Raw genomic sequence first — 14366 nt, 5'->3', positions numbered from 1 at the left:
GATTCCGGACCCGGCTCCCCGTATCACGCAGAAAGGCACTTTTCGTGCGCAACGCCCTGAAGTTCACCAGCGTCCTCGCCACGGCCGGCATCGCCCTCTCGCTGGCGGCCTGCGGAAGCTCCGGCTCGTCCGGCTCCTCCGACCCCAACGCCCCGCTCACCGTGGTCGCCAGCCCCACCCCGCACGGGCAGGTCCTGAAGTTCGTCAAGGACAACCTCGCGGACAAGGCCGGCCTCAAGCTCACCATCAAGGAGGTCACCGACTACGTGACCCCCAACACCGCGGTGCAGGACGGCTCGGCTGACGCGAACTACTTCCAGCACGTGCCGTACCTGGAGGACTTCAACAAGAAGCACGGCACCCAGATCGTCTCCGTCGAGCCGGTCCACCTGGAGCCGCTGGGCGTGTACTCGAAGAAGGTCAAGGCGATCGGCGACCTCAAGGACGGCGCCACCGTCGGCCTGCCCAACGACGCCACCAACGAGGGCCGCGCGCTCAAGCTGCTCGCCGACAACAACGTGATCACCCTCAAGGCCGGCGTCGGCACCGCCGCGACCCCGCAGGACATCACCGGCAACCCGAAGAACCTCAAGTGGAAGGAGCTGGAGGCCGCCCAGCTGCCCCGCTCCATCGACGACCTCGACGCCGCCGTGATCAACGGCAACTACGCCCTCGACGCCGGCCTCAAGCCCGCCGGCGACTCGCTGCTGCTGGAGAAGGCCGAGGGCAACCCCTACGCCAACATCCTCGCGGTCAAGCAGGGCAAGGAGAACGACCCCCGGGTCAAGAAGCTCGCCGAGCTGCTCCACTCCGCCGAGGTCAAGAAGTACATCGACGACACCTTCAAGGGTTCCGTCATCCCGGCGTTCTGACCGGCGGACCCACCGGCACCGCCGAACCGCACGTCCACGACCGGGCCCCCGCCGCACCTCGGCGGGGGCCCGGTCGGGCAGTATGCACCAGTGACGCCCTGACAGACCGCGTTCTGACGTACCGTCGTGCGGTCCGCGCACCGCGCGACATCCGGGGTACCGGTGAGGCGTACGGTGTGTCCACGACCGGCGAGGAGAGACGGCATGGCAGCGAGCTTCCCCGAGACCGCCATCAGCACCGAGCGGCTGCTGCTGCGCCCCCTTGCGGAGAACGACGCCCCCGGCCTCGCCGCGATGACGGCCGACGAACTCGTCCTCGCCTGGACCGACCTCCCGTACCCCTTCACCGAGGCCTACGCCGCCGAACTCGCCCGCACCCTCGCCCCCGCCCACCGGGCGGCCGGCCGCGGCATCGTCTTCGCCGTCACCGAACACCTCACCCAGCGCCTGGTCGGCCTGGTCGAGCTGCGCAACACCGACTGGCGGCTGCGCTCCACCGAGATCGCCTACGTCACCGCCCCCTGGGCGCGCGGCGAGGGCTACGCGCCCGAGGCCGTCCTGGGCACCGCCCAGTGGCTGTTCGAGGACCGCGGTTTCCTGCGCCTGGAGATGCGCACCGCCGCCGGCAACACCGCCGCCCAGCAGGTCGCCCAGAAGGTCGGCGCCATCAGCGAGGGCGTACTGCGCAGCGCCTGGATAGTGCGCGGCGAACCGGCCGAGTCCGTCGGAGCCGGTACGCACACCGCGGAGGTGCCGTCCGGCCACCGGAGCGCGGCCGAGAGCCGCAGCGACCTCATCCTGTGGAGCCTGCTCCCCGAGGACATGGAGAACCCGGCGGAGCCGGAGAGCGCCTGGCACGACGACCACCGCTACGTCCTGCGCGACTGACCCGCCGTCGTCCGGGCCCGGGCGGGCCGCACGGTGACCAGCCGGCGCACGGTGACCGGTGGGCCGCACGGTGACCGGCGGGGGAGCGGCGGCCGACGAACGGCGGACATGTGTGCGAGAAGTCGGCGCCGAGGGGAACGCACCCGGTAGCCTCTCCCACGGCGCCGTAAGCGGGCGCGGCATGTCGGCGCACCGAGGCGAGGGAGAACGGCCGCAGATGGCTGACCGGATCACGGTCATCGGGTGGGACGGCACCCCGCTGACCGAGGCCGCCGGCGCGGCACTCGCCGCGGCCACCCTGGTGGCCGGCGCCCCCTACCAGCTCAACGCCCTCCCGGTGCCCCCGAGCGCGGAGCGGCTCGTGCTCGGCAACGTCGGGCTCGCGGCCCGCCGGATCGCCGAACACCGCGGCGCCGCCGTGGTGGTGGCCGAGGGCGACCCGGGCTTCTTCGGCGTCGTGCGCACCCTGCGCCGCCCCGAGTACGGCCTCGAACTCGAAGTCCTGCCCGCCGTCTCCTCGGTCGCCGTCGCCTTCGCCCGGGCCGGCATGCCCTGGGAGGACGCCCAGGTGGTCAGCGCCCACGGCGGACGGCTGCGCCGGGCCGCCAACATCTGCCGGGCCAACGCCAAGGTCGCCGTGCTCACCGCACCCGGCGCCGGACCGAGCGAACTCGCCCTGATGCTGCGCGGGGTGCACCGCACCTTCGTGGTCTGCGAGGCCCTCGGCACCCCCGAGGAGGACGTCACCGTCCTCACCTCCGACCGGGTCGCCGACCACATCTGGCGCGACCCCAACGTGGTGCTGGTCATCGGCGGCAACGGCGGCGGTCCGCAGGCGGGCGCGGTGGGCGAGGCGGCCGGCTGGCTGGCCGGCCGCCCGGTCGGCTACCCCGGCCCGGACCGCGGCTGGGCGCTCCCCGGCGACGCCTACACGGGCGCCGGGCGCGCGGAGGACGCGCCCGGCGCGCCGGAGGCGCTGCCCGCGCACGCGCGCGCCCTCGTACTGGCCCGTCTGGGTGTCCGTCCGGGGGACTTGGTCTGGTCGGTCGGCGCGGGCAGCGGCGCCCTCGCCGTGGAGGCCGCCCGGTTCGGCGCGGCCGTCGTCGCGGTCGAGGCCTCCCGCTCCGCCTGCGCCCGGCTGACGGTCAACGCCCGCCGCTTCGGCGTCGAGGTGGAGACCGTCCACGGCTCCGGCCCGGAGGTGCTCGGCGGCCTGCCGGAGCCCGACGCGGCCGTCGTCGAGGCCGGCGGCATCGAGGTGGTGCGCGCCGTCCTGGCCCGCCGGCCCGAGCGCTTCGCGGCGGTGGCCCGCACCCTCGCCGAGGCCGAGGAGATCCGCCGCGCCGTCACCGGGGCCGGCTACCGCGCCGACGGCGCGTTGCTCCAGTCCGCGCCGCTGCGCCCGGTCGGGGCGGACGGCGGCCTGGGGCTCGCGGCGGGCGAGCCCGGCGTGCTCCTGCTCTGGGGTGAGCAGATCGTGTGAAGACCGGGTGCCGTCGCCCGGCCGCCCCGGTGGCGATTGCGGGGTCCGGCGGTGATCCAGGTCGCATCCGGACACCGATTCGAGAGGTGACGGCGCCGGGCCGGTAGTGTGGCGTCCGGGACGGCTGCGGCGTCCGGGGGCCCGCCCGATCCGGTCGGTTTGTCGCCTTTTTGACGCGGTGCAACCCGGAACGGCTCGGAGTGTGGGCAATTCGACGGGCCGCGTGCCGGACCTGGAGAATGCCGTAGGGTCCGGTGCGGTCGTTGCCGGTCGCCCCGCCTTGTCGTTGTCTCAGATGGCGCGCCTTCCCACCCGGGTGGCGCGCGGGCCGGGGTGCCGCAGCGCGCCGGAAGGAATTCGGCCGCAGCGCCTCGGCGCGGCGGCCGCATGTGGTTGAGGGGCGGGTCCGGTTCCAGGGCCCGGCCCGTGCGGATGGGCGCTGCGGTCGGTGATCGCGTCGCCAAGGGCGCGGCAGCGGCCTGGAAGGAGCTTTGACATGACCGATGGCGGCCACGTTCCGAACGAGGGACTGCCGGAGCACCTGCTCGCCGGGCCCGACCCTCTCGGCGGCCCGGAGGGCGTCTCCACTGTCGCGCCGGGGCAGGGCGTCGCACCGGACGGCGGCCTGATCCCGAACCCGGCGGCGCCGGGGAACGGCCTGCCCGGAGCGGTGGGCCAGGGCATCGGCATGTTTCCCGCGCAGGGCCCCGGCGGTCAGCCGCAGCCGATCGGCGTGCCCGGCTACGGCGTCCAGGCGCCCGGCGAGGGCTGGGGGGTCGACCAGGGCGCCCCGCGCCCCGCGTTCCACTTCCTGGACCAGCCGGACCAGCCGGACCCCCTCGACGACGAGGACGACGTCCTGCTGATGCCCGGTCCGCAGGGTTCCTGGGGCGAGCCGCTGGCGGCCGGTCCCGGTGAGCAGAGCGCCGAGCAGCAGGCCGTACCCGGTACGCCGGTCGAGCCGTCCTGGCCGCCGCTGGAGCCGCCGGTCCTCGGCGCGGCCGACCCGGCCGCCCAGCAGGTCCAGCCGGTGCCGCTCCAGGCCGCGGTGCCGCAGCAGGTCCAGCCGCCGCTCCAGGCGCAGGGCCAGGACCAGCTGACGGCGGCTCAGCAGCCCCGCCGCCCGCTGCACGCCGGGCCCCCGATCCCGGACCCCTCGCTGATGACCGGCCAGGTCCCGGTGCGCTCGCTCGCCGACCGCGGCCCGTCGCAGGGCGGCACGCCCGCGCACGGCATCCCGGTCTTCGCCGGGCAGCCGGAGCCGCAGGCCACCGCGCCCGTGCAGGCCCAGCCGGCGCAGCAGCCGGTGGCCCCGGTCCAGCCGCCCCAGGCCGTGCCGCCGGTCCAGGAGGCCCCGCAGGCCCCGCAGTACGCCGAACCGGCCGCGCAGCCGGTGGACGCGGTGGAGGTGGCCGCTCCGGTCGCCGACGCCGGGCTGACCGCCGAGGCGCCCGTCGCGGCGCCGGCCGCCGACGCCGTCGTGGAGCCCGCGGCCGTCGTGGAGCAGGTGCCGGTGCAGGTGCCGGTCGCCGAGCAGACCGAAGCCCTGCCCGCCGAGGCCGTCGCCGCCGAGCCGGTCGCCGTCGAGCAGGTCGCTGCCGTCGAGCCCGCTGTCGTCGAGCCCGCTGTCGCCGAGCCCGTGGCCGCCGAGGCGCAGGCGCCCGACGCCGCCCAGGCCGCGCCGCAGCAGCCGGCCGCCCAGGCCGGTCAGCCCCGCCGGATCTCCGCCTTCCTCGCCGCACCGACCCCGCACGGCCTCCCGCAGGTCGAGGGCACCGAGCCGGTCCAGGCCGTCGCGGAGGGCGAGGGCCGGCACGCCGTCCCCATAGCGGTCGTCGAGCAGGCCCAGGCGCCCGCCGCCGAGCCGGTGCCGGACACCGCCCCGGAGCAGCCCGCCGCCGAGCCGGTCGCCGTTGAGCAGCCCGCTGTCGAGCAGCCCGCCGTCGAGCAGGCGCCGGCCCCCCAGGAGCCGGACGCCGTCGAGCAGGCGTCGGTCGTCACCGAGGGCCAGGCCCCTGCCGAAGGCGAGAGCCCGGCCGAGGCCGCCGCCGGGACGGTCGTCGAGGCCGCCGCCGAGGAGTCCGCCGAGACCGCCGTCGGCACCGGCGAGATGCCGTCCGGCCAGGCCGTCGCCGTCGCCGTCGCGGAGCCCGAGCAGCCGCAGGAGGCGCCGGCGGAGGCCGAGGCTGAGGCCGCCGCCCCGGCTCCGGGCCCGGAGGGGGCTGTCGCCGAGCCCGCGGCCGTGGGGGAGCCGGTGGAGCCCGAGACGGCTCCCGAGGCCGCCGCGGAGGTCCCTGAGGCCCCTGCGGAGCAGCCGGCCGCCGAGAGCGAGCCCGAGGCCGCCGGGGCCGACGCCGCCGCCCCCGACGCGGAGGCCGGAAGCGCCGAGGCCGCGGAGCCCGCCGAGGCGGCCGACCCCGCCGAAGCCGCCGAGCCCGTCACCGAGGAGCCTGTCACTGCCGAGCCCGTCGCCGAGGAGCCCGCGGAGGAGCCCGCCGAGCCGCGTGGCCCGGCCGCCCCCGGCTACGACGACGCCGGCCGCGAGGCCGTCCACCAGGTGATCCGCGAGCGCCGCGACATCCGCAACGGCTTCCGCCCGGACCAGATTCCGCACGAGGTGCTGATCCGCGTCCTGGAGGCCGCCCACACCGCGCCCAGCGTCGGCTACTCCCAGCCCTGGGACTTCGTCGTGATCCGCTCGGCCAAGACCCGTCGCAAGATGCACGAACTGGCCGAGCGCCAGCGCGAGGCCTACGCGGACTCGCTCCCCAAGGGCCGGGCCAAGCAGTTCAAGGAAATCAAGATCGAGGCGATCCTCGAAACGCCCGTCAACATCGTGGTCACCGCCGACCGCACCCGCGGCGGCCGCCACACCCTCGGCCGGCACACCCAGCCCCAGATGGCCCCCTACTCGGCCGCCCTGGCCGTCGAGAACCTCTGGCTGGCCGCCCGCGCCGAAGGCCTCGGCGTCGGCTGGGTGAGCTTCTTCGACGAGGAGGAGATGGTCCGCGAGCTCGGCCTGCCCGAGCACCTGGAGGTCGTCGCCTACCTCTGCGTCGGCTACGTCGACGCCTTCCCGGACGAGCCGGAGCTCCAGCAGCAGGGCTGGGCCAAGAAGCGCCCGCTCTCCTGGGTCGTCCACGAGGAGCAGTACGGCAACCGCGCGCTGCCCGGCGAGGAGCCGCACAGCCTGCTCTCCGAGACCCTGCGCGGCATCCGCCCGCTCGACGCCAAGGCCCTCGGCGAGGCCTGGGACCGCCAGAAGCGGATGACCAAGCCGGCCGGCTCGCTCGGCATGCTGGAGATCATCTCCGCTCAGCTGTCCGGGCTGTCCCGCAAGTGCCCGCCGCCGATCCCGGAGCCCGCCTGCGTGGCGATCTTCGCGGGCGACCACGGTGTCCACGCCCAGGGCGTCAGCCCCTGGCCGCAGGAGGTCACCGCCCAGATGGTCGGCAACTTCCTGGCCGGCGGCGCGGTGATCAACGCCTTCGCCAAGCAGATCGGCACCGAGGTCTGCGTGGTCGACGTCGGCGTCGCCGCCGAGCTCCCCGACGCCATCCAGCAGGGCCGGACCACCGGCCTGCTGCCGCGCAAGGTCAGGCCCGGCACCGGGGACATGACCCAGGGCCCGGCGATGACCCGGGACGAGGCCCTCAAGGCCGTCGAGATCGGCATCGAGACCGCCCGTGACCTCGTCGCCGCCGGCAACAAGGCCCTGGTCACCGGTGACATGGGCATCGCCAACACCACCGCCTCCGCCGCCCTGATCTCGGTCTTCACCGGGCTGGACCCGGCCGAGGTCACCGGCCGCGGCACCGGCATCGACGACGCGACGCACGCCCGCAAGGTCGAGGTCGTCCGCGCCGCGCTCGCCCTGCACCAGCCGGACCCGGCCGACCCGATCGGCGTCCTCGCCGCCGTCGGCGGTCTGGAGCACGCGGCCATCGCCGGCTTCCTGCTCGGCGCCGCCTCGCTGCGCACCCCGGTCATCCTGGACGGCGTCATCGCCGGCTCGGCCGCGCTGGCCGCCAAGGCGATCGCGCCCGAGGTGCTCGCCGCCTGCATCGCCGGCCACCGCTCGGCGGAGCCCGGCCACCAGGCCGCGCTGGCCAAGCTCGGCCTGCGTCCGCTGATCGACCTCGACCTGCGGCTCGGCGAAGGCACCGGCGCCCTGCTGGCCCTGCCGCTGGTGCAGAGTGCGGCCCGGGCGATGCACGATGTAGCCACGTTCGACTCCGCCGGGGTCACCGAGAAGGCCTGACGACCGTCCGCACCGCTCCGTGAACCGGCCCGAGGGCGCGCCGGCGCGCGGAGCGGTGCCGCGCCGTACCCCCACCGCACCCTCACGTTGATTCAGGAGCCCTGCCCATGACCGCGCCCCACCCGCACCCCGGCACCGAGGGCCGGACCCCGTACCCGGTGGGCCTGCTGCTCGCCGGCCGCCGCGTCGTCGTGGTCGGCGGCGGCCACGTGGCCCAGCGCCGGCTCCCCGCGCTGATCGCCACCGGTGCGGACCTGCACCTGATATCGCCGACCACCACGCCCGCCGTCCAGGCGATGGCCGACGCCGGGGAGTTCACCTGGCACGAGCGCCGCTACCGGGACGGCGACCTGGCCGACAGCTGGTACGCGCTGGTCGCCACCGACGACCCGGCGGTCAACGCCGCGGTCAGCACCGAGGCGGAGCGCGAGCGGGTGTTCTGCGCCCGCAGCGACGACGCGGCCGCCGCCACCGCCTGGACCCCGGCCAGCGGCCGCGACGCGGGCGCCACCGTCGCCGTCCTCACCGGTGACCCGAGGCACTCCGCCGCCCTGCGCGACGCCATCGTGGACGGCCTGCGGGACGGCTCGCTGGCCGCCCGCCAGTACCGCTCGCACGGGGTCGGGGGCGCCGCCGGGCGGCCGGGCACGGGGAGCGTCGCCCTGGTCGGCGGCGGTCCTGGTGACCCGGACCTGATCACCGTGCGCGGGCGCCGGCTGCTGGCCGACGCCGACGTGGTGGTCGCGGACCGGCTCGCCCCGCGCGAGCTGCTCGCCGAGCTGCCCGAGCACGTCGAGGTGATCGACGCGTCCAAGATCCCGTACGGCCGGTTCATGGCCCAGGAGGCGATCAACCGGACGCTCATCGAGCACGCCAAGGCCGGCAAGTTCGTCGTCCGGCTCAAGGGCGGCGACCCGTACGTGTTCGGGCGCGGCGGCGAGGAGCTGCTGGCCTGCGCGGAGGCCGGGCTGCCGGTCACCGTGGTGCCGGGCATCTCCAGCTCGATCAGCGTGCCGGCCTCGGCCGGCGTGCCGGTGACCCACCGCGGGATGACGCACGAGTTCACCGTGATCTCGGGGCACGTCGGCCCGGCCGACGAACGCTCGCTGACCAACTGGGAGGCCGTCGCGCGGATGACCGGCACCCTGGTGCTGCTGATGGCCGTCGACAAGATCGGCGCGATCGCCGACAAGCTGATCGAGTGCGGCCGCCCGGCCGACACCCCGGTGGCGGTCGTCCAGGAGGGCACCACCTCGGCCCAGCGCCGGGTGGACGCCACCCTCGCCACGGTCGCGGCCACCGTCGAGGCGGAGCGGATCAAGCCCCCCGCCGTGATCGTCATCGGTGACGTGGTCAACGTCCTGGCCCCCGCCGTGCACGCCTGACCAACCCGTGCGCGTCTGATCAGCCGTGCCCGCCTGATCGACCGAGGAGTGGGAAGTCGGCCCGGCCGACTTCCCACTCCGCACCGCGCCCCGCGCGCCCGGCCTCACTCCAACGGCTGCTCGGTCCAGATCACCTTGCCGCCGGCCGTGTAACGGGTGCCCCAGCGGTCCGCGAACTGCGCGACCAGGAAGAGCCCGCGCCCGCCCTCGTCCGTGGTGGCCGCGTACTTCAGGTGCGGCGACGTACTGCTGGCGTCGGACACCTCGCAGATCAGCGCCCGGTCGCGGAGCAGCCGGACCCGGATCGGCCCGCGCCCGTACCGGATCGCGTTGGTCACCAGCTCGCTCAGGATCAGCTCGGTGACGAACGCCGCCTCGTCCAGCCCCCACTGCGCCAGCCGCTCCGCCACCGCCGCCCGCACCTCGCCGACCGCGGCCGGGTCGGACGGCACCTCCCATTCCGCCACCTGGTCGGACGCCAGCGCCCGGGTCTGCGCCACCAGCAGCGCGATGTCGTCCTGCGGCCTTGCCGGCAGCATCGCGCCCAGCACGTCCGCGCAGGTCTGCTCGGGAGTGCGCGGCGGCCCGGTGAGCGCGGCCCGCAGCATCTCCAGCCCCTCGTCGATGTCCCGGTCGCGGTCCTCCACCAGTCCGTCGGTGTAGAGCACCAGTCGGCTGCCCTCGGCCACCTCCAGCTCGGCGGTCGTGAACGGCAGCGCTCCCACCCCCAGCGGCGGCCCGGTCGGCAGCTCCGGGAACTCCACCCGGCCGTCCGGACCGACCAGCGCCGGCGGCGGGTGCCCCGCGCTGGCCAGCGTGCAGCGCCGCGTCACCGGGTCGTAGATGGCGTACAGGCAGGTCGCGCCGGTGACCGCCGCCGCCCCGCCGGTCGCCGACTCCTCCTGGTCGATCCGGTTCACCAGCTCGTCCAGGTGCCCGAGCAACTCGTCCGGCGGCAGGTCCAGCGTCGAGAAGTTGTGGATCGCCGTCCGCAGCCGGCCCATCGTCGCCGCCGCGTGCAGGCCGTGCCCCACCACGTCCCCGACCACCAGCGCGACCCGCGCGCCCGGCAGCGGGATCAGGTCGAACCAGTCGCCGCCCACCCCCGCCTGCGCCGGCAGGTACCGGTGCGCCACGTCCAGCGCGTTCTGCGCGGGCAGGTTGCGCGGCAGCAGGCTGTGCTGCAGCGTCACCGCCATCGCGTGCTCGCGGGTGTACCGGCGCGCGTTGTCGATGCAGACCGCGGCGTGCGAGACCAGCTCCTCGGCCAGCGCCAGGTCCTCCTCGTCGAACGGCTCCGGCCGGTCCGCCCGCCAGAACCGCGCCACCCCCAGCAGCACCCCGCGCGCCCGCAGCGGCACCCGCACCAGCGAGTGCACCCCGTACTCCAGCGCCTGCGCCGAGCGCTCCGGGTCCTGCCCCCGCCAGGCCTCCGTCTCCGCCAGCCGCGGCTCCAGCCCGGCCTCCCCGGTGTCCAGCGCGCCCGCCAGCGGCGTCGACGGCACGACCGCCAGCACCGTGCCCACCGGGTAGAACGGCGAGCCCTCCCGGACGCCCTTGAACGCCGCCCGCCGCATCTGTCCGAGCGGCTGGCCCTGCGCCGGCTCGTCGCCCTCCAGCACCTCCTCGGCCAGATCGACGCTGACGAAGTCCGCGAACCGCGGCACCGCCACCTGGGCCAGCTCCTCGGCCGTCCGCGTCACATCGAGCGAGCTGCCCACCGACACCCCGGCGTCGTACAGCAGCCGCAGCCGCCGCTGGGCCACCTCGGCCCGCCCGGACAGCGCCAGCAGCTCGGTGGAGTCCCGCAGGGTGGCGACGCAGCCCGGCGGACCGCCGTCCCGGTCGGTCAGCCGGACGTTCACGGCCAGCAGCCGCTCACCGGCCAGCACCACCTCGTCGGTGACCGGCCGGTTGGCCGTCAGCAGTTCCTCGGGCGCGCGGTCCAGGCCCAGCTCGGTCACCAGCCGCCCCTCGGCGTCGGCGGGCAGCGCCAGCAGCCGGCGCGCCTCGTCGTTGCAGAGCAGCAGCCGCCCGTCGCCGGCCACGATCAGCACGCCCTCGCGCACCGCGTGCAGCACCGCCGCGTGGTGCTCGTACATCCGCGTCATCTCGGACGGGCCCAGCCCGTGGGTCTGCCGCCGCAGCCGCCGGCTGACCAGCGCCGTCCCGCAGGTGGCCAGCCCCATGGCGACCGCCGCGGCGCCCAGCACCACGGGCAGCTGCCGCTCGCTCGCGCTGCTGATGTTGGCGATGGTGACCCCCGCCGAGACCATGCCGACCACGGAGTCGTCCGGTGCCCGGACCGGCACGATCGCCTGGACCAGAGGTCCGATCGTGCCGTTGACCTGCTCGGTCACCACCTGCCCGTGCAGCGCGGGCTCGTAGTCGCCGACGAACTTCTGACCGATCCGGGCCGGATTGGGGTGCGTGTAGCGGATGCCGTCGGTGTTGAGGACGACGATGAAGTCCACTCCCGCGTTGAGCGCCGCGGCCTGGGCCTTCGGCTGCAGGACCGCGGTGGGGTCGGGGGAGTGCAGCGCCTCGACGATGCCCGGTGAGTTGGCGAAGGTCTGGGCGACCGCCACCGACCGGTTGGTCGCCTCGTGCCGGGCGTCGTTGCGGGACTGCACCACCAGCGCCACCACGGCGGCGGCGACCAGCAGCAGCACCACGAGTACCTGCAGCGCGAAGACCTGCCCGGCCACCGACCGGCGCTGTACCGGTCTCGGCCGAGCGTCCTTCGGCTGCTGTTGCCGACCGTGTGGGCGCCCACCGGAGGAGCCGGCGGTACCAGCGGCACGGGAAGACGTAGCGGAGCCGAAAGTGCCAGAGGCCGACGGAGCCCATGATCGGCCCGGAAAACGGGCCATACGTCATATTTGCACTCCACACACCTACAGGCCAAGGTCAAGCACATCCCGCCCTGGGCCGTTTGGCCTTCTCCACCCCGGCTTGGCAAGATCGCAGGGTGTCCGAACCCAGCACCATCACCGATCCCGCCGACCCGCGCCTGAGCGACTACACCGGCCTGACCGACGTCGAACTGCGGCGCCGCCGCGAACCCGCCGAGGGCCTGTTCATCGCCGAGGGCGAGAAAGTCATCCGCCGGGCGATGGCCGCCGGGTACCGGATGCGGTCGATGCTGCTGACGGCCAAGTGGCTGGACGTGATGGCGGACGTGATCGCCGACACCGACGCCCCCGTCCACGTGGTCGAACCGGGGCTGGCCGAGGCGGTCACCGGTTACCACGTCCACCGCGGCGCGCTCGCCTCGATGGAACGCCGCCCGCTCCCGGACGCCGCCGAGCTGCTGGCCGGCGCCCGCCGGGTGGCCGTGCTGGAGGGCCTGGTCGACCACACCAACCTGGGCGCGATCTTCCGCAGCGCGGCCGCGCTCGGCATGGACGCCGTGCTGCTGTCGCCCGACTGCGCGGATCCGCTGTACCGGCGCGCGGTCAAGGTCTCCATGGGCGCCGTCTTCGCCGTCCCGTACGCGCGGCTGGAGCCCTGGCCGGCCGCGCTGGACACCGTGCGCGCCGCCGGTTTCGAGCTGCTCGCCCTGACCCCCGCCGAGGGCTCCGTCGACCTGGCGGCCCTGGCCCCGCACCGGCTGCCCAAGGCGGCCCTGATGCTCGGTGCGGAGGGCGACGGCCTCACCCGCCGGGCGCTGGCCGCCGCGGACCGCGCCGTCCGCATCCCGATGGCCCACGGCATCGACTCCCTCAACGTGGGCGCCGCCGCAGCCGTGGCCTTCTACGCCGTCACCGCCCCGGCCTGACCCGTCACCTCCGCTCCCACACCCAGCCGAGAAACCCCGGCGGGCGACGGCCTCACCCGCCGGCCGCCGGCGGCGGCTTCCTCCCCGTGGCCCGCACCTCCGGCCCCTCGGCCTGATCCGCACCCCGCACCCTCCACCGAGCTCAGGTCAGCGCGGAGCACCGCCGGTGTGGCCCGCGGCGTGGGCCACACCATCAGCGTCGCGGCCTGACCCGTCACCTCCGCTCCCACACCCAGCCGAACAATCCCGGAGGGCGACGGCCTGACCCGCCGGCCGCCGCGGATTACGCCGGCGGCGTGCCCGGCGGCTTCCTCACCGTGGCCCGCACCTCCGGCCCCTCGGCCCGATCCGCACCCCGCACCCTCCACCGAGCCCTCATCAGGGCGGAGCACCGCCTTGGCTCCCCGATGGCCCACGCCATCCACACCCTGAGCCGCGGATCAGGAAGTCGGCCCGGCCGACCTCCTGCGCTCGGGGGTGGCCTAGGGGCGTCCCACCGGAGCTGTCGGTGAGCGCCTCAGCCAGCTGGGAGAGGGCGAAGTCGGGCGGGCCGACTTCGCGTGCAGGGGTGATGCGGCGGTGTCCCCGAGGCGGTCGGCAGCAGCGGGCAGGGACGGCCCAACGGGGGGAGTAGGAAGTCGATCTGTCCGACTTCCCGCGCGCGGCCCCGAGGGCGGCCCTTAGGATCCGCCGACGACACGCGGTCCGCAGCGGAGTGGGACGTCGGACGAGCCGACTTCCGGTGCGGGGCGATGCGTTCGGTGCCCAGGTCGGCCGCCAACGGCAGCGCTCTTCCCGGGAGCAGGAAGTCGGCCCGGTCGACTTCCGGTGCGTCGGTTGCCCCGCCGGTCAGCCCGTGGGGGCCGTCGGCGGGGCCGGGGCGGCGGCGGGTGGCGGGGTGACGATCGTGGTGGGGGCGCCGGGCCAGGACTCCTCGATGGTGCCGTCCGACCGCACCGAGTAGCGGGTGGAGGCCACCGCGCCGGTCTGGTTGGCCCGCTCCTCGCGGACCAGCGCGCCGTTGTCGAGCCGCCAGGCGGCGGTCGCCTGCGGATCGGCGGCGGACGAGCGGGACGCCAGCGCGACCGGCGCGTCCCCGTTGAAGGCGAACAGCTGGACGAGGTCGGCCGGCACCGAGCCCTCCGCGCGGCGCAGCACCACCAGGGCCGCGGCCGCGCCCTTGTAGCGGGCCGGGAGGACGGCGCTGAGCGCGACCTGGGGCCCCGCCCCCGCCGCCGAGCGGCCGTCCCGCAGCGCGATCGCCGGGCCGCCCGCCGGGTCGGGGTAGCTGCGGTTGGGCCAGTCCACCGCCGGCCCGGCGCCCTGCGGCGGCGTCAGCGCGCCGTCACCCGCCACGCTGCCGTGGGCCGCCGCCGCCAGCGGTGTCGCGGACTGCGCCGCGCCGTCCGCCGAGAGCCCGGCCCCCTGCGGGGCGGCGCCCGGCTGCCCGGCGGGCCCGTTGGGTCCGGCGCTGACCGTGGCCCCGGCGCCGCGGACCGGACCGAGGCTCTGGTTGTCCCGGTTCTCGCACCCCTGCGCCGCCGCGATCGCCAGTGCCACACCGATCGTCACGGTGACGAAGACCACCAGCCGCTGCCGCAGCAACCGCCGGCGGGCGGTGGCCGGGCGGCCGCCGGGGACGGGCGTGTGCTGCCGGTCGCGGGCCTGCCCGCGCGGCCGGTCCGGCCGTTGGTCC

General features: G+C 75.7%; 7 protein-coding genes and 1 pseudogene. 6 read left to right on the top strand and 2 right to left on the bottom strand.

Annotated features, from left to right (window positions below; all coding sequences use genetic code 11):
* Positions 1–44: 44 nt before the first annotated feature.
* The 5 genes from ACFWA9_RS16950 to cobA all read left to right on the top strand — a co-directional run bounded on the left by ACFWA9_RS16950 (position 45) and on the right by cobA (position 8889).
* The gene (locus ACFWA9_RS16950; protein ID WP_352290995.1) at positions 45–872 is read left to right on the top strand and encodes a MetQ/NlpA family ABC transporter substrate-binding protein; all 828 of its coding nucleotides are present in this window, start codon (positions 45–47) and stop codon (positions 870–872) included.
* Positions 873–1076: 204 nt separating this feature from the next.
* A complete protein-coding gene (locus ACFWA9_RS16945; RefSeq protein ID WP_329486852.1) occupies positions 1077–1760 on the top strand; it encodes a GNAT family N-acetyltransferase in 684 nt (227 codons plus the stop codon).
* 217 nt (positions 1761–1977) lie between these two features.
* The gene (gene cbiE, locus ACFWA9_RS16940) at positions 1978–3243 is read left to right on the top strand and encodes a precorrin-6y C5,15-methyltransferase (decarboxylating) subunit CbiE (RefSeq protein WP_380387922.1); all 1266 of its coding nucleotides are present in this window, start codon (positions 1978–1980) and stop codon (positions 3241–3243) included.
* A 496-nt stretch (positions 3244–3739) separates the two neighbouring features.
* Entirely contained in the window at positions 3740–7504 is a 3765-nt protein-coding gene (cobT, locus tag ACFWA9_RS16935; RefSeq protein WP_380387920.1) for a nicotinate-nucleotide--dimethylbenzimidazole phosphoribosyltransferase, read from the top strand.
* Between the two features lie 107 nt (positions 7505–7611).
* Positions 7612–8889: a uroporphyrinogen-III C-methyltransferase gene (gene cobA / locus ACFWA9_RS16930; protein WP_380387918.1), complete on the top strand. Its 1278-nt coding sequence runs from the start codon at positions 7612–7614 to the stop codon at positions 8887–8889.
* 104 nt (positions 8890–8993) lie between these two features.
* On the opposite strand, the gene ACFWA9_RS16925 is transcribed toward cobA, so the two are convergent.
* Positions 8994–11597 (bottom strand): SpoIIE family protein phosphatase, encoded by a 2604-nt coding sequence (locus ACFWA9_RS16925; protein WP_380387916.1) that lies wholly within the window; start codon positions 11595–11597, stop codon positions 8994–8996.
* Positions 11598–11860: 263 nt separating this feature from the next.
* Here ACFWA9_RS16925 and ACFWA9_RS16920 point away from each other — a divergent pair, with 263 nt between their 5' ends.
* Complete coding sequence (locus ACFWA9_RS16920; RefSeq protein WP_329486847.1) at positions 11861–12670, top strand: RNA methyltransferase; 810 nt, start codon at positions 11861–11863, stop codon at positions 12668–12670.
* A gap of 849 nt (positions 12671–13519) precedes the next feature.
* Here the strand turns inward: ACFWA9_RS16920 and ACFWA9_RS16915 are convergent.
* Positions 13520–14366: pseudogene (locus ACFWA9_RS16915) on the bottom strand (hypothetical protein); the annotation flags it as partial.

This window comes from Kitasatospora sp. NPDC059973, from assembly GCF_042737525.1.
Lineage (GTDB): Bacteria > Actinomycetota > Actinomycetes > Streptomycetales > Streptomycetaceae > Kitasatospora.
This window is presented reverse-complemented; position numbering and strand designations above follow the sequence as displayed.